We start from the raw sequence: 15,212 nt of genomic DNA, 5'->3' as shown, positions 1-15,212 counted from the left end.
CCCAATGTACATATTATCGAAAACATAATATGTAATAGATGCTTGAAATAGAAGGGTAAAAATAACTTAGATTCAGCTTAGCAATTTAAAACGCATTAATGAAGCTGCAAAACTGGTGAGGCGAAAGTTTTTTAATTATTGAGTAAGTTTTAACTCAGTGATTTTTTGTGTAATCAACTCACCTTGTTCTTGATCAAGTGGATCAATTTTAACTTTGAGTGTTTCTAGTGCTGTTAAATCTTTTTGTAAGTAGGCAATTTCAGACAAAGCCAACATTGCATCTAGATGACGATTGTTTAAAGCTTGTGCTTTATTCAAATCTTCTTTGGCTGATACTGTTTGATTGGCGCCCTCTTCCGCTAATCCTAAAAAATACCAGGCATCAGATGATTTAGGCTCTTGCACCGTCCAAGCCTGCGCAATTTTCTTTAAAGCCATCCACTCTTTATTTTGATAAGGAATGACCACCTGCATAAAATAAGGTCTTTGCTCTAATGGCAGAGCCCAAAATGGTACATCATGCGTACTCAATGACAATACATCTGGCGAGTCAAATAACGCTTTAATCCACTCTACAGGCAGGTTGTAGAAGAAACCATGAGAACCCGGGCTTTTGAAGCTGGTAATGCCAATAAGGTTAAACTGTTGGTCAAACAAAGCTCCTCCACTTGAGCCCATGGCAAAAGCCGCACTGGTTCGAATCACTACGCTATCTTCAAACGGATAGGAGCCTTTAATGCTGCCATATGAAGGCTGTGGCACGTTATTACCGATGGGGTAGCCTAGGCTGAATATTTCTTCCTCATACTTTACTGTGCTGCTATCACGCATGGGCGCGACCTTAAATGGCAAGTTATCAAACTTGAGTAAACATAAATCATGCTTCCAATCAGCTTTCAAACCAATCGGTTGATAGGAATCATGATATTTAGTAATGCTTGCGCCTTTTGCATTAGCTAACACATGGCAATTGGTTGCGACATACTCCTTACTCACGACAACACCCGAGCCAGTGCCGGTAATGCCACTTGGCAGTTCTACCGCCACCTGTACCAAAGAGTCGCTCAGCGCCAAAATCTCGCCTATATTAGGTTGGGCTTGAGCAATAGAAACATGTACGCTAATTACAGTGAGTAGAAGTAATTTTTTCATCATTGACCCTAAAGAATTCTAATTTTTGGCAGAAATCCAATATAGAGGACGCTGAACTTGCTTTTTAAACAGCAACATATCGGACTTTCTCATCGTTTCTATCGCCTCATCGAAAGAGATATGTTGTTGTGAAGCGCTAACTCTAGCGAGTGGCTCCGCATATTTACGCCAAGCAGGATCTTCACGAAAGCCTCTGTCCGCCATGCAATTCTTCAACACATTCGCTTTTCGACTTAGCAACTCCAACTTCTGAAACTCAACGACTGGCGTCATCCCGATAACAGCTTTCTCTGAAATACCTACACATTCATCACCCATATGTTCAAGCTGAGTCATTTCTTGGTTAGATGAACTTTGATTTCGGTTGTTTATTAATAAAAACCAAGCTAACAAACTAAGAATAACAACGAAAAAAATCATTGGAATTACTTTTTTCAAATCAAATCGCTTTCTTTAAATGAAAAATTTAACTATTTTTAAAGATATTATTGAATAGGATTAAGAGAATGAACCTAAGTTCCATAATAAAAATTCAAGACTAAAAGCTCAATACAAGTTAGCCTAGGTAAGGCGATACAGACTTGCAGCACTTAGAAGATACTTTAGGCAAAGAAATTACCTGAGTAAGCTGTGTGACCATAAAACAAAAGGGAGCATATAGCTCCCTTTTATCATTCACCAAGAGTCAGAATTAATTAACTGAATCTTTTAATGTTTTACCTGCAGTGAAAGCTGGCGCTTTGCGTGCAGCAATTTTCAACTCAGCGCCTGTACGTGGGTTGCGACCAGTACGAGCAGCACGTTGTGTTACTTTAAATGTACCAAAACCAACAAGCGTAACTGCATCACCATTTTTAAGTGCTGCTGTGATAGCTGCAGTCGTTGCATCAATAGCACGACCTGCATCCGCTTTAGTAAGACCAGCACTTGCTGCAATAGCATCAATCAATTCAGATTTATTCATATATTTAGTTCCCTTGATAAGTGTTTGTATAAAAGCACCGTTACTTTGCTGGCATTTAATTTAACTGTCAATTGTTTTATCACCATAAGTGCAGCAATTTACATATTTTAAAGCCCACAGTGCCATTTGTAGCTAGATTCTATTCAAATTTACGCTATATCGTCAACAGTAGGTACTTATTACCTTATCAATATTAGTCATTTGTTTTAACCTTAAATTTAAAGTTTGAGTGGCTTTTGCATCAAACTTTAAAATCTCAAAATTTAAATCTAAGTTAAAAAAACAACATAGTGACTATGTTGGCTAGCGTACAGACCTGATTAGCCCATACGCTTACTCTATATTGTAGTTCTTTTATATTACTTATAGGAAATCACCATGAAAAATAATTCACAAACAACTAAATCACATTTCAAATCTACTTTACTGGCAATAGCCTTGGCAAGCAGCACACTAGGCGTGCAAGCCTTTGCTGCAGAAGATCTAAGCGATGCCAATCAATCGGCCTACAGCACTTCATTCAAGGCTTTGGATACAGACAACAGCACTACATTAACTAAAACGGAAGCAAAAAAGGAAAAACTTTTCGCTAAACACTTTAAGGCTGCGGATATAGATAACGACGGTACACTTGATGAACAAGAATATACCAATTACAAATCAAAATCTGAACAAAAAGAAGTTCAACGTGTTGTAAAAGACAGCGTGATTACTTCAAAAGTAAAAGGCAGTTTATTAAAAGATGAAGGTTTGAAAAGCTTAAAAGTTAGTGTAAAAACCAATCAAGCTGTGGTTTTGCTAAGTGGGTTTGTTGAAACAGAAGATCAAATCAAACAAGCTGGAAAAATTGCCTCTGAAATCGAAGGCGTTAAATCAGTTGAAAACAGTTTGTTACTTAAAAAAGAGTAATTCCGAATTCACCAATATCTAGTACGCAATAGTTTTAAGAAAATTAATCTATTTGTAAAACTGCTGTGTACACTAGCTTTACATTTTATTTAGGAGATTCATCATGCTTAAAAAAACTTTTACATTAATGTTTACCACATTATTTCTAGCTGGCAACATGGCCTTAACAGGCTGCAATACGGTAGAAGGTGCTGGAAAAGACATTGAAAAAGGCGGCAAAGCGATTAAAGATGAGGCGAGCGAACATAAATAGTCAAAGAATTAAGTTGTGAGTAAAGCTTTATTTACTCAGACTTAATTGCTTGCTATTTGGCATCCCATCATAGCCTTCAATACAAAGTAGACTGGTCCTAGATCTCTAGCACCAGTCGAAAACAAAAAAGCCACTTCTCAGTGGCTTAGTTTTTACTAAAATTAATTGAATTGGTCGGGACAGCAAGATTCGAACTTGCGACCCCATGCCCCCCAGGCATGTACGCTACCAGGCTGCGCTATGCCCCGAACCGATGTTGTAACTAGCTTACAACAAGTATGTCATTATATCGTAAAAGGTTGGCGGCAATAAAAGACGTCTGAAATAAATCTGCGTGCATTTAAACTGATACTGCTGGACGAAGTAAATTTAGAATATCTAACAATTCAGCTTTAACTGAAGTAAAATCAAACTCTTTAGTATTAGCCGATAATGAAGGACTTAAGCTCAAGTCCGATTGTGCGGTTGATTGCACTGTATCCGCTTTAGATTCAGCTTCATTCGGTCCATCAAGACGATTCCGTGCACCGCTAATGGTGAAGCCTTGTTCGTATAATAACTCACGTATCCGACGAATAAGTAATACTTCATGATGTTGGTAATAACGACGATTACCACGACGTTTAACAGGTTTAAGCTGAGTAAACTCTTGCTCCCAATATCTGAGCACATGCGGCTTCACACCACAAAGCTCACTCACCTCACCAATGGTAAAGTAGCGCTTTGCTGGTATCGGCGGTAACTGCACTTTTATATTGTGTTCACTCATACTGTTAAACTTGTTTAATCATTCAATTAGTTAAGGTAATTTGCTTCTACTTTACTTTTTAACTTTTGGCTCGCATGAAAAGTCACTACACGACGTGCTGTAATTGGTATTTCTTCGCCAGTTTTAGGGTTACGGCCTGGACGCTCCGATTTCTTGCGTAATTCAAAATTACCAAATCCTGATAACTTCACACTATCACCAGTTTCTAACGCAATACGCACCTCTTCAAAAAATGCTTCAACCATATCTTTGGCTTCACGTTTATTTAACCCAACTTGCTCATAGAGTAAATCAGCAAGTTCAGCTTTTGTTAATGTCATACCCACTCCCATTTCATTTCTAGCTTTTGAGCTTTTTTTAATGTACAGATTATTATTTTAATAAGTTAAATTTACAAAGCGACTAAATAAACAAATCCAACACTTAAAATTTAATCACAATTAAAATCAAGTCATATAGTTTTTTGATCTAATTTCTAAGTGTTGCAGCAAATTGATTTTGTAATAATTGTAGCAGAATAGTAATGGTTGTGTCGGCATCACTATCAGTTAATGTTTTCTGAGTATCGTGCATAAGTACTGATAATGCAAGGCTTTTTTTATTTTCAGCGACACCTTGACCTTGATATAAATCAAATAATGCCACGTCAATTATCAATGGAATTTCGGCTTTTGTTATTGCATTTAACACCTCACCTACTGCAATATTTTCATCCAAAACGACTGCCAAATCGCGACGAATTGGTAGCAGTTTAGAAACTTCTTGGTAAGTTGGTATTTGATGATTAGATATTGCCTCTAAATCTAACTCAAATAAATAGGTTGCTTTCGTTAAGCTGTATTGTTGCTGCCATTTTGGATGCAGTTTACCTAGCCAGCCAATCACTTTACCATCAAGTAGAATTTGTGCTGTTTGTCCTGGATGCAAAGCGCTGTGTTCAGCCTTTTCATAGGTCGCTTTAGCACCTACTAATCTATCAACATGCGCTTTCACTTCAAAAAAGTCTATATCAGCGCTATCGGCAGCCCATTGCTCAGGCTTTGTGCTGCCGTAAGCGAGACCTGAAACGCGTGTAGTTTCAACAAAGCTATTGGCCTGTTTAAAATACACTGCACCAATTTCAAACAAGAATGCCCTGTCTTGCTTACGGTTCAAGTTATACGCTAAGGTATCAAGCAAGCCGCCCCATAAACTAGTACGCATCACGCTCAAGTTGCTTGCAATCGGATTTTGAAGCTTGATAGGCGCAGCATTGCCTAACAAATCTCGCTCCCAGCTCTCATCGACAAAACTGTAATTCACAACCTCTTGGTAGCCGACCGCCACTAAACTATCGCGTAGCTTGTTTTGATGTAATCTAGCTTCAGGCGCTGAAAGCATGAGTAAATTGGCCACTGGCGCGATTGCAGGAATATGGTCATAGCCATGCAAACGAGCAATTTCTTCGATTAAATCTTCTTCAATATTTATGTCAAATCGATAGCTTGGTGGCACAACAGTAAATATGCTGTTCACTTCTGTGAAGTCAAAGCCAAGCTGCGTCAGCAGTTGTGCAACTTTACCCGCTTCAAATGGAATACCTAAGACTGATATTAAGCGCGCCATTCTTAATTTGACAGGCTGTCGGACTGGTAAGCTACCAACAACTTCAGTCACTTCACCTGCTTGGCCACCACAAATTTCTAAAATCAGCTTGGTAGCATATTCAAGTGCGTTTTTTGTATTTCCAAAATCCACACCACGCTCAAAACGGTAAGAGGAATCGGTACTTAAACCCAATCTACGTGCCTTACCAGCGATAACAGAAGGCGTAAAAAAAGCACTTTCTAAGAAAATTTCGGTTGTTGCATCATCTACAGAGGTCAGTTTACCGCCCATAATGCCTGCAAGCGCTACTGCGCCATTTGCATCTGCAATGACTAAGTCGTCAGATTTCAATTGTATAGTCTGATCATTGAGCAAGCTTAGTGACTCATTGACATTAGCAAAGCGAACTGTAATATCGCCATTTAACTTAGCCGCATCAAAAGCATGCATAGGTTGACCTAATTCGAGCAACACATAATTAGTGACATCAACTAGTGCGCTAATACTACGTAGACCGCTGCGTTCGATGCGCTTAATTATCCAATCAGGTGTACTTGCCTTGGCATTGACACCGCTGATTAATCTACCACAATAGCGTGGGCAGACTGTTTTTTCACTCACAATAACAGTTTTAGCTGACTTAAGCATTGCAGTTACTGCTTCGATAGCTTCAAAACGTGTTTCTGCGCCTGTTATTGCGGCAACATCACGTGCGATACCTGTAATACTTAAGCAATCACTGCGATTGGGCGTTAACTTCAAGGTGAGTAGATTATCATCAAGATCTAAATGCTCACGAATACTTTGACCTACGATAGCGTTTTCATCTAACTCTAGCAAACCTGTTGCTTCAGCACTAATACCAAGCTCTTTAGACGAGCACATCATACCGAAAGACTCTACACCACGTACTTTAGCCTGTTTAATTGAGATACCAGGTAACTCAGCACCTACCATGGCACAAGGAGCAATTAAACCAACACGTGCATTGGCTGCACCGCATACGATTTGCAAAGGTTCAGCTAAGCCCACGTCGACTTTGCATATTTGCAGACGGTCTGCATCAGGATGCTTTTCTGCAGATAAAATCTTAGCGACAACCACTTTACTAAAGGGCGCAGCTACAGGCTGCATTTCTTCAACCTCAAGTCCAGCCATTGTGAGCGCATGACTAAGTGCCTGACTATCTAAATCAGTGTTTACAAGGCTTCGTAACCAATTTTCTGAAAACTGCATAATGCTTTTGTGGCCTTAAATTTTAAGTTTGTTATTAGGTATATTATTTAAATTGGCTTAAGAAGCGCAAATCATTATTGAAGAAATGACGCAAATCATTCACACCATAGCGCAACATGGTCAAGCGCTCTACGCCCAAACCAAAAGCAAAACCGCGGTATTTCTCACTATCGAGATTTACATGCTTAAACACTTCAGGATGCACCATACCGCAACCACCAATCTCCAACCAACCGCCATTCCAGCTCATGTCCATCTCGGCTGAAGGCTCTGTGAAAGGGAAAAATGACGGCCTAAAACGCACAGTTAAATCATCACGCTCAAAGAATTTTTGCAAGAAATCTTGCACAACGCCTTTTAGATTAGCAAAACTAATATCCTCATCCACCCACAAACCTTCCACTTGGTGGAACATAGGCGAATGCGTTGCATCGGAGTCAACACGATACACACGGCCAGGCGCAATAATTTTCAATGGTGGAGTTTTGTTGGTTTTTAGTGCATTTTCCATATAGCGAATTTGCACTGGCGAAGTATGTGTACGTAACACATTCGCTTCATCAATGTAAAAAGTATCGTGCATAGCACGGGCTGGATGGTCTTCAGGAATATTCAGCGCTGTAAAATTATAAAAATCTGTTTCAATTTCAGGCCCCGTAGCCACTTCAAAGCCAATTGAATGAAATAGCTCTTCGAAACGCCTTAAAGTAAGCGTCACTGGGTGCAAGCCACCTTGTGACTGAGTACGTGCTGGCAAGGTAACATCTATAGATTCTTGCGCAAGCTGCTTAGCCTGCTCTGCATTTAAAATAGCTTCACGGCGCGCAGTTAAAGCGGCCTCAACGCCTTGTTTAACCACATTGATAGCGGCACCAGCTGCTGGGCGCTCCTCATTACTAAGTTTACCTAAACCTTTTAATGCATCGGTCAGCAGGCCTGTTTTACCTAGATATTTAGCTTTTGCTACTTCCAAGTCATTCATCGTTGCGCTATTTGCGAAATCCACTTGCGCTTCTGAAATTAAATGCGTTAAATCGGCCATATGTTTTTTGATCTTTAAAATGAACTTCTGATTAGAGCTATATTTTACAATGCATTGATTTTACAGTAAAAAAAAGAGGCCGAGGCCTCTTTTTTACTCAAACTTGATAATTTAAGTTTGAAATTTCAAACTTTACAATTTAAGCGGCTAAAGCTTTTTTTGCCATTTCTACGAATTGGCCAAATGCTGCTTTATCAAATACTGCTAAGTCAGCAAGCACTTTACGATCCACTTCAACTGATGCAATTTTCAAACCATTCATGAAACGGCTATAAGTTAAGCCTAATTCACGAGCACCCGCATTGATACGTGCAATCCACAATGTGCGGAACTGACGTTTTTTCTGACGACGGTCACGGTAAGCATATTGACCAGCTTTCATTACCGCTTGCTTAGCAACGCGGTAAACGTTTTTACGACGACCGCGATAACCCTTAGCGGCTTTTAATACTTTTTTGTGTCTTGCACGAGCGATGACACCACGTTTTACTCTAGGCATATCGGTCTCCTTATCGTGTTGGCATCATTGCGCGAACGCGTTTGACGTCTGTTGGTGAGATGATCGCCGTGCCGCGTAGTTTACGCTTTTGCTTGGTGGTCTTTTTTGTAAGGATATGGCGTAAGTGAGAGTGAGTACGTTTCACTTTACCGTTACCCAAGAATTTGAAGCGCTTTTTAGCACCGCTCTTGGTTTTCATTTTTGGCATTTTGTTCTCCTTGAACTTAAGTTATGAGTGCTTAGGCATGCCGTTTAGCCGTATCACTCTAGGGTTTACTACATCTTTTTTACTACTTAATTTTTTTGTGCGGGCCAAGCACCATCACCATTTGGCGACCTTCCATTTTTGGAAACTGCTCAACAAGCGCCACTTCTTTTGTATCTGCTTCTACACGTCTAAGTAAGGCTAAACCAAACTCTTGGTGGGTAATCTCACGACCTCTAAAGCGTAAGGTGATTTTCGCTTTATCACCATCTTCAATAAAGCGAATAATATTACGCACTTTAATTGCATAATCGCCATCATCTGTACCAGGACGAAACTTAATTTCTTTTACTTGCACTTGTTTTTGCTTAAGCTTAACTTCGTGCTGCTTCTTGCTTTCGGCATATTTAAATTTGCCGTAATCCATCAATCTGCACACTGGTGGCACCGCATTCGGTGCGATTTCCACTAGGTCAATATCAGCTTCCTCTGCTTTTGCAAAAGCCTCAGCTAACGTTACTATACCCAAAGGCTCGCCTTCTATGCCCACCAAACGAACTTGCGACCCTGTAATATCGCCATTAATTCGTGTTTCTTTGTCCTGTGCTATATCAAATTCTCCAAATAGTTAAGCCGCGCATTTTCAGAAATCAACTTAAAACCAACTGCAAATGGCCTTAAGTAAGCTTAAACTTTAGTTTTAATCTCTGCTTTTAAGCGCTCAATTAACGCTTCAATCGGCATAGAACCTAAGTCTTCGCCTTTTCTGGTACGCACGGCTACATGTCCTGTTTGCATCTCACGCTCACCCGCAACTAACAAGTAAGGCATTTTCTGCATCGAATGTTCGCGTATTTTATAGGTTATCTTCTCATTTCTCAAGTCAAATTCGCATCTAATGCCATTTTTCTTTAGCACTTCGACTACTTGTCGCACATAGTCTGCTTGATTTTCAGAGATATTGAGTACCATTACCTGCACAGGTGCCAACCAGAGCGGCATTGCACCTGCATAGTTTTCAATCAAAATACCGATGAAGCGCTCCATAGAACCAACAATAGCACGATGCAACATCACAGGATGTTTACGGCTATTATCCTCCGCCACATACTCAGCGCCTAAACGCTCTGGCAAGTTAGGGTCTAATTGAATCGTACCGCACTGCCACAAACGGCCTAGAGAGTCTTTAAGGGTGAATTCAATCTTAGGGCCATAAAATGCGCCCTCTCCTGGCTGATATTCAAAATCAAGATTGTTTAATTTCAGCGCATTTGCAAGAGACGTTTCCGCCTTATCCCAATCCGCATCAGTACCGATGCGCTTTTCAGGGCGAGTAGACAGCTTCACTAATACGTCATTAAAACCAAAATCACCATAGGCTCTATATAACATCTTAATAAAGTCGGCAACTTCTGTTTCAACTTGCTCTTCAGTACAAAATATATGTGCATCATCTTGCGTAAAGCCACGCACGCGCATTAAACCATGTAGTGAACCTGATGGTTCGTTGCGATGACATGAGCCGAACTCAGCCAAGCGTAGTGGCAAATCACGATAACTATGTAAACTGCTATTGAAAATTTGCACATGTCCAGGGCAGTTCATCGGCTTAACTGCGTAGTCACGACTTTCAGATGAAGTGACAAACATGCCTTCGCGGTAATTCTGCCAATGCCCTGATTTCTCCCACAAAGTCCTATCCATAATGGTAGGTGTACGCACTTCTTGATAGTTATAATCACGAAACATTTTGCGCATGTATTGCTCAACTTCTTGCCAAATGCTCCAACCACGCGGATGCCAAAATACCATCCCTGGTGCATCATCTTGCATGTGGAAGTAATCAAGCTGCTTACCCAATTTACGATGATCGCGTTTTTCGGCTTCTTCTAGCTGGAATAAATAAGCTTCTAGCTCTTCTTTGTTGCGCCAAGCCGTGCCGTACACACGCTGTAACATCTCGTTATTGCTATCGCCGCGCCAATAGGCCCCTGCTAGCTTCATCAATTTAAAAGCTTTTAACTTACCTGTATTAGGCACATGAGGACCGCGACAAAGATCGGTAAAATTACCTTCGGTATACAGCGAAACATCTTCACCTGCTGGAATGCTAGCAATAATCTCAGCTTTGTAATGCTCACCAATAGATTTAAAATAACTCACAGCGTCATCGCGCGGCAATACTTTACGTGTCACTTGCTCATCTTTTTTAGCAAGCTCAGTCATTTTCTTTTCAATTGAGACTAAATCTTCAGGTGTAAATGCACGCTTGTATGAAAAGTCATAGAAAAAACCATTTTCAATCACTGGACCAATAGTCACTTGCGCATCTGGGAATAGTTCTTTAACTGCATAAGCCAACAAATGGGCGGTTGAGTGGCGAATAACATCGATGCCCTCTTCGTTTTTATCCGTAATGATTGCAAGCTCAGCATCTTGACTAATCAAATAAGAGGTATCGACTAGCACGCCGTTCACTTTACCTGCCAGCGCAGCCTTAGCTAAGCCAGCGCCTATATTCATAGCGACATCTGCAACGGTAACAGGGGCATCGAAACTACGTTCTGAGCCATCAGGCAAGCGAATTACAGGCATATTATTTCCTATTAAATAATAAAAGCCGTTAATTTAACGGCTTTGGCTTTAATTTTCAGCATACTTTAATTATCAATACTTAAAAATTTGGTAGGCAGTACCAGATTCGAACTGGTGACCTCTTGGATGTCGACCAAGCGCTCTAACCAACTGAGCTAACCGCCTATTATTTTAATCAGTTGCTTGAATATATTTTGTATAAATTCAAACAAAGCGCGATTTTAGCTGATTGTGGACTTAGGCGCAAATAACAAACGTAAGTTATATACATATTATTAACGATTGCAGTTGTTATTGTGCTGCTTTTAGATAATTAAAAATATTTGGGCTGGCATAGCCATCTGCTGGCAAGCGTTGTGCTAACTGAAATGCTCTCACCGCTTCTTGTGTACGGATGCCTGGGAAGCCATCTGGCTCCCCAGCATCATATCCATGATTATTTAACTCTACTTGCAATGCTTTCATTTGCTGAAATGATAAGGCGCCAAGTTCGGCAAATTGACCGCCCAATATATGCGGCTCGCCATTAAGGCGTTTGGCTAACTGCACTACTGAGAGTGCATAATTGATTGAGCGATTCCAATCCATGACCGCATCAAAATTATCAAACACCATAAAAGCTGGGCCGCGCCAACCTTGCGGTAAGAGAATAGCGGCTTGCCCTGATACATTGGGAAGCGCCGATTTAGTAGGGTCTAAGGTTTGAGCGCTAGTCAATGCAGTAGTGGCGCTTTTTGTTTTAAAGTTAATCTGATGTAAGTTTGATTGATTCTTTTTGTTTTTAATCTTTTTGTTTGTACTACGCACCTGTGTCAATCCCCCTGGAGCGGATAAATTGCTAGCTTGCATAGTATTTACGCCTAGCTTACGCCATTCACTTACAGGCTTTCTTAAAGTGTATTGCGCGTTTTGCCATTCAAAATCTGCTGGTAATTGCACCTCTACCATTGCGGGCTGACCCTTTTGCCAACCGACTTGGGATAAATAATTGGCAGCTGATGCAAATGCATCAGCATGAGAGTTGATGACATCTATTTTCTTATCGCCGTCACCGTCTACGGCATAAGTGACAAAAGTAGTTGGCATAAACTGCATATTGCCGAATGCGCCAGCCCATGAACCTACAAATAGCTCCGTATTAGCATTGCCTGTATCTACCATGCGCATTGCATCTATAAGCTGATTGCGAAAGAAGCTGGCACGTCGTCCATCGTATGCTAAGGTAGCTAAGGCAGATAAGGTATCAATATTGCCTTGATAGCGGCCATAATTAGTTTCCATTCCCCAAAACGCGACTAACAATGCTTTAGGTACACCATATTGCCCCTCGATTTTATCAAGCAAGTCGGCATGTTGAACAAGGAGCTTTCGACCTTCCGTAATTTTGAGCGTATCTACACGTCGCTGATAATAATCTAGAAACGGGCTAACAAACTCTGGTTGGGCACGATCCAGCTCAATAACATTAGGTAATATTTCCACATGATTCACGATAGCGCTGGCAGTTTTTTCATTAATACCTACGCTGATAGCCTCTTTTTTCAAGTCCTTAAGCCAGACATTAAAATCTTCATGTGCAGAGGCTGGGCTTGCAAACAAGCAACACAATAGAATATTAAAAGTAATCAGAAATCTCATACTAAATCTGAATCCATGCTTGCCGTTATAGCCAACAGTGCCTTGTAGCCCGCCATAAAGTCAGGATATTGCAATTGAAAACCAGTGCTTAACATAGAGTGATTGCTTAACCGTTTACCACCTTCTATAGCCGGCGTTATGACGTCGCTATTCATCTGCATTTGATTCGCAATCCAGCTCAATACTTCATACTGACTACTTGGTTTAGAATCAGTCACGATGTAACAAGTTGCAATAGGTTTGCTTGCCAAGGCCTGCTGCACCAAAAACACCATAAAAGCTGCCGCATCGTCTTTATGAATGCGGTTAGACCAACTATTTTGTGCAGGCCAATTTTGTGGCGATTTTGCTAAGTTAATCATGCGTAAACGACCCGCGCCGTAAATTCCAGAAAGCCTTAACACTGTGGTATTACATGAAAGTTTATTTAACAGCGCTTCTGCTTCCAACAAACGGTCACCTCCAAAGTCGCTAGCTATCGCAGGTATTGACTCATCTAAAAGAGCATCGTTTTTTTGCCCGTATACGCGCGTACTAGAGACAAAAAATACATGTTTCAGATTTTTGTTTTCTGATTGCGTAGCTAACACATTGCAAAGTCCGTCGACGTAATTCGCCTTGTATTGCTCATCAGTTTGACCATTAGCAGCGACACAATAGATGAGAATGTCAGGCTGAATGGACTTAAGAACCTCTAAACTGGCGGAGTCGGTAATGTCGGCTTGAATAATTTTCACACCATTCATGGCAGCATCACTGCGTCTTACGCCCGTTACTTGAATATCCATAGCCGATAACTGTTTAGCAACCGTACCGCCTAAATCACCGCACCCAACAATAAGCACTTTTGCCATAGTTTAACTATTCAGACTGGAGTAAATTTGGATTAAGCGCCAAATATTTTTCTGTTAGAAACAAAGCAATAATCGTTTTTCCATCGGTAATTTCACCCGCTTGTGTCATGCTTAAACAATTAGCTAGGCTTTCTTCAAAAACAATTAAAGATTCGTCATCATCGCGAAAGTGCTCCCCAGCAATCAAACCATGCGCTAAGTAAGTATGAATCACTTCGTTGGAGTAACCAATACAAGGGTGTTGATACCCCAAGCTCACCCAATGACTTGCGGTGTAGCCCGTTTCCTCTTCAAGCTCACGCTTGCCAGTTACTAATGTATCTTCACCTGCATCAATTTTTCCTGCTGGCAGCTCAATAAACACCTGATGCAATGGATAGCGAAACTGCTTTTCTAGTACGATATTGCCATTAGGGAGAATCGGCACAACCAAGACAGCGCCGGGATGCGTGACATATTCACGCTGACTGGTATGGCCATTAGGTAAACGAACTTGGTCGCGTTTCACCGTGAGCATGCCACCCGAAGCAATAGTCTGTGAATCAATACAATGCTCTGTTAAATCATGGTCTGGTGTTTGCATAAATATTCTGTAATTAATCGCTGCTACTAAGCCAAAACCAAGCTAAATGGATTGCGTACTAAAGGTATCGCACTTTTTAATATCACCTGTGCTTAAACCTTGATTAAACCAATGTGTACGTTGTGCAGACGTACCGTGAGTAAAGCTATCAGGCACGGCATAACCTTGCGCTTGCTTTTGCAAGGCATCATCACCAATCGCCGCCGCAGCGGTCATGGCCTCTTCCACATCACCGGCTTCTAAAATACGATCTGCGCCATCCGCACGATTTGCCCAAACGCCAGCATAGCAATCTGCCTGTAACTCTAACCTTACTGAATATTGATTTGACTGTGCCTCACTACGCGCGCTTTGACGTGCTTGTTGCACTTTGTCTGAAATGCCAGTGATGTTTTGAATGTGATGGCCGACTTCATGGGCAATTACATAAGCTTGGGCGAAGTCACCTGGCGCGTGAAAACGCGTTTTCATTTCATTATAGAAAGCTAAATCAATGTAGACTTTTTGGTCACCTGGACAATAAAACGGTCCCATTGCAGCCTGCCCAGAACCACAAGCAGTGGGAGTTTGACCATTAAATAGCACCAGTTTTGGTGCGGGATATTGTTGACCAGACGCTTCAAAAATCTTGCCCCATGTATCCTCAGTGCTAGCAAGTACTTTAGCTACAAACTTAGCCATTGGGTCATCTGCTGGAATGGCTTTAGCTTCAACTGGCGCTTGCTGTTGCAGACCTTGTCCTATATTCAGCACTACAGACGGGTCAACACCAAAATACATAGCAACTAAGGCAATTGCGATAGTGCCAATACCTATGCTTTTTCCACCAATGGGCATTCTACCACCGCTGCCACGTCTATCTTCTACATTACTACTTTCACGTTCGTCGTCTAAGCGCATAAGGGCCTTTGAATACTAAATTTAAA

Annotated in this window: 17 protein-coding genes and 2 tRNA genes; 2 read left to right on the top strand and 17 right to left on the bottom strand. The window is 41.0% G+C overall.

Features of this window, described 5'->3' with window-relative positions:
- Positions 1-135 precede the first annotated feature (135 nt).
- From PSU78_RS09140 to PSU78_RS09130, 3 genes are all read right to left on the bottom strand, one after another.
- Positions 136-1,152, bottom strand: a complete 1,017-nt coding sequence (locus PSU78_RS09140) for a serine protease (RefSeq protein ID WP_300387257.1) — start codon at positions 1,150-1,152, stop codon at positions 136-138.
- Positions 1,153-1,170: 18 nt separating this feature from the next.
- The gene (locus tag PSU78_RS09135) at positions 1,171-1,488 is read right to left on the bottom strand and encodes a hypothetical protein (RefSeq protein ID WP_300387255.1); all 318 of its coding nucleotides are present in this window, start codon (positions 1,486-1,488) and stop codon (positions 1,171-1,173) included.
- 355 nt (positions 1,489-1,843) lie between these two features.
- Positions 1,844-2,116, bottom strand: coding sequence for an HU family DNA-binding protein (locus PSU78_RS09130; RefSeq protein WP_013147689.1), 273 nt, complete (start codon positions 2,114-2,116; stop codon positions 1,844-1,846).
- A gap of 378 nt (positions 2,117-2,494) precedes the next feature.
- Between PSU78_RS09130 and PSU78_RS09125 the strand changes: the two genes are divergently transcribed.
- Together PSU78_RS09125 and PSU78_RS09120 are read left to right on the top strand one after the other, a co-directional pair.
- Positions 2,495-3,025, top strand: coding sequence for a BON domain-containing protein (locus PSU78_RS09125; protein WP_300387251.1), 531 nt, complete (start codon positions 2,495-2,497; stop codon positions 3,023-3,025).
- A 103-nt stretch (positions 3,026-3,128) separates the two neighbouring features.
- Complete coding sequence (locus tag PSU78_RS09120; protein ID WP_300387249.1) at positions 3,129-3,278, top strand: entericidin A/B family lipoprotein; 150 nt, start codon at positions 3,129-3,131, stop codon at positions 3,276-3,278.
- 171 nt (positions 3,279-3,449) lie between these two features.
- Here PSU78_RS09120 and PSU78_RS09115 read toward each other — a convergent pair.
- From PSU78_RS09115 to PSU78_RS09050, 14 genes are all read right to left on the bottom strand, one after another.
- A tRNA-Pro gene (locus PSU78_RS09115) sits at positions 3,450-3,526 on the bottom strand.
- Positions 3,527-3,618: 92 nt separating this feature from the next.
- Positions 3,619-4,047 (bottom strand): MerR family transcriptional regulator, encoded by a 429-nt coding sequence (locus tag PSU78_RS09110; protein WP_300387247.1) that lies wholly within the window; start codon positions 4,045-4,047, stop codon positions 3,619-3,621.
- A gap of 26 nt (positions 4,048-4,073) precedes the next feature.
- Complete coding sequence (locus tag PSU78_RS09105; RefSeq protein ID WP_300387245.1) at positions 4,074-4,367, bottom strand: integration host factor subunit alpha; 294 nt, start codon at positions 4,365-4,367, stop codon at positions 4,074-4,076.
- 148 nt (positions 4,368-4,515) lie between these two features.
- Complete coding sequence (pheT, locus tag PSU78_RS09100; RefSeq protein WP_300387243.1) at positions 4,516-6,870, bottom strand: phenylalanine--tRNA ligase subunit beta; 2,355 nt, start codon at positions 6,868-6,870, stop codon at positions 4,516-4,518.
- Between the two features lie 43 nt (positions 6,871-6,913).
- Complete coding sequence (gene pheS / locus PSU78_RS09095) at positions 6,914-7,912, bottom strand: phenylalanine--tRNA ligase subunit alpha (protein ID WP_300387241.1); 999 nt, start codon at positions 7,910-7,912, stop codon at positions 6,914-6,916.
- Between the two features lie 139 nt (positions 7,913-8,051).
- Positions 8,052-8,411 carry a 50S ribosomal protein L20 gene (gene rplT / locus PSU78_RS09090; protein ID WP_300387239.1) on the bottom strand — a complete coding sequence of 120 codons (360 nt, stop codon included), beginning with the start codon at positions 8,409-8,411 and terminating at the stop codon, positions 8,052-8,054.
- 10 nt (positions 8,412-8,421) lie between these two features.
- Complete coding sequence (gene rpmI / locus PSU78_RS09085; protein WP_013148440.1) at positions 8,422-8,619, bottom strand: 50S ribosomal protein L35; 198 nt, start codon at positions 8,617-8,619, stop codon at positions 8,422-8,424.
- Between the two features lie 82 nt (positions 8,620-8,701).
- Entirely contained in the window at positions 8,702-9,226 is a 525-nt protein-coding gene (infC, locus tag PSU78_RS09080) for a translation initiation factor IF-3 (RefSeq protein WP_081439416.1), read from the bottom strand.
- Positions 9,227-9,303: 77 nt separating this feature from the next.
- Positions 9,304-11,211: a threonine--tRNA ligase gene (gene thrS / locus PSU78_RS09075; protein ID WP_300387236.1), complete on the bottom strand. Its 1,908-nt coding sequence runs from the start codon at positions 11,209-11,211 to the stop codon at positions 9,304-9,306.
- 88 nt (positions 11,212-11,299) lie between these two features.
- Positions 11,300-11,376 (bottom strand) — tRNA-Val (locus tag PSU78_RS09070).
- A gap of 126 nt (positions 11,377-11,502) precedes the next feature.
- On the bottom strand, positions 11,503-12,849 hold the full coding sequence (locus PSU78_RS09065; protein WP_300387234.1) for a lytic murein transglycosylase: 1,347 nt from the start codon (positions 12,847-12,849) through the stop codon (positions 11,503-11,505).
- Positions 12,846-13,703, bottom strand: a complete 858-nt coding sequence (locus PSU78_RS09060) for an NAD-dependent epimerase/dehydratase family protein (protein WP_300387232.1) — start codon at positions 13,701-13,703, stop codon at positions 12,846-12,848. The genes PSU78_RS09065 and PSU78_RS09060 overlap by 4 nt, the downstream gene beginning before the upstream one ends.
- A gap of 7 nt (positions 13,704-13,710) precedes the next feature.
- Complete coding sequence (locus tag PSU78_RS09055; protein ID WP_300387230.1) at positions 13,711-14,286, bottom strand: NUDIX hydrolase; 576 nt, start codon at positions 14,284-14,286, stop codon at positions 13,711-13,713.
- A gap of 42 nt (positions 14,287-14,328) precedes the next feature.
- Positions 14,329-15,186: a neutral zinc metallopeptidase gene (locus PSU78_RS09050; RefSeq protein WP_300387228.1), complete on the bottom strand. Its 858-nt coding sequence runs from the start codon at positions 15,184-15,186 to the stop codon at positions 14,329-14,331.
- Positions 15,187-15,212 lie beyond the last annotated feature (26 nt).

The sequence above is a fragment of the Methylotenera sp. genome (assembly GCF_029945705.1).
Taxonomy (GTDB): domain Bacteria; phylum Pseudomonadota; class Gammaproteobacteria; order Burkholderiales; family Methylophilaceae; genus Methylotenera.
This window is presented reverse-complemented; position numbering and strand designations above follow the sequence as displayed.

Coding starts and splice junctions, on each gene's coding strand:
- rplT (WP_300387239.1), bottom strand. CDS start 8,411: ATGCCTAGAGTAAAACGTGGTGTCATCGCTCGTGCAAGACACAAAAAA.
- thrS (WP_300387236.1), bottom strand. CDS start 11,211: ATGCCTGTAATTCGCTTGCCTGATGGCTCAGAACGTAGTTTCGATGCC.
- PSU78_RS09120 (WP_300387249.1), top strand. CDS start 3,129: ATGCTTAAAAAAACTTTTACATTAATGTTTACCACATTATTTCTAGCT.
- PSU78_RS09105 (WP_300387245.1), bottom strand. CDS start 4,367: ATGACATTAACAAAAGCTGAACTTGCTGATTTACTCTATGAGCAAGTT.
- PSU78_RS09130 (WP_013147689.1), bottom strand. CDS start 2,116: ATGAATAAATCTGAATTGATTGATGCTATTGCAGCAAGTGCTGGTCTT.
- PSU78_RS09065 (WP_300387234.1), bottom strand. CDS start 12,849: ATGAGATTTCTGATTACTTTTAATATTCTATTGTGTTGCTTGTTTGCA.
- PSU78_RS09140 (WP_300387257.1), bottom strand. CDS start 1,152: ATGAAAAAATTACTTCTACTCACTGTAATTAGCGTACATGTTTCTATT.
- PSU78_RS09050 (WP_300387228.1), bottom strand. CDS start 15,186: ATGCGCTTAGACGACGAACGTGAAAGTAGTAATGTAGAAGATAGACGT.
- pheT (WP_300387243.1), bottom strand. CDS start 6,870: ATGCAGTTTTCAGAAAATTGGTTACGAAGCCTTGTAAACACTGATTTA.
- PSU78_RS09135 (WP_300387255.1), bottom strand. CDS start 1,488: ATGACTCAGCTTGAACATATGGGTGATGAATGTGTAGGTATTTCAGAG.
- PSU78_RS09125 (WP_300387251.1), top strand. CDS start 2,495: ATGAAAAATAATTCACAAACAACTAAATCACATTTCAAATCTACTTTA.
- rpmI (WP_013148440.1), bottom strand. CDS start 8,619: ATGCCAAAAATGAAAACCAAGAGCGGTGCTAAAAAGCGCTTCAAATTC.
- PSU78_RS09110 (WP_300387247.1), bottom strand. CDS start 4,047: ATGAGTGAACACAATATAAAAGTGCAGTTACCGCCGATACCAGCAAAG.
- pheS (WP_300387241.1), bottom strand. CDS start 7,912: ATGGCCGATTTAACGCATTTAATTTCAGAAGCGCAAGTGGATTTCGCA.
- PSU78_RS09060 (WP_300387232.1), bottom strand. CDS start 13,703: ATGGCAAAAGTGCTTATTGTTGGGTGCGGTGATTTAGGCGGTACGGTT.
- PSU78_RS09055 (WP_300387230.1), bottom strand. CDS start 14,286: ATGCAAACACCAGACCATGATTTAACAGAGCATTGTATTGATTCACAG.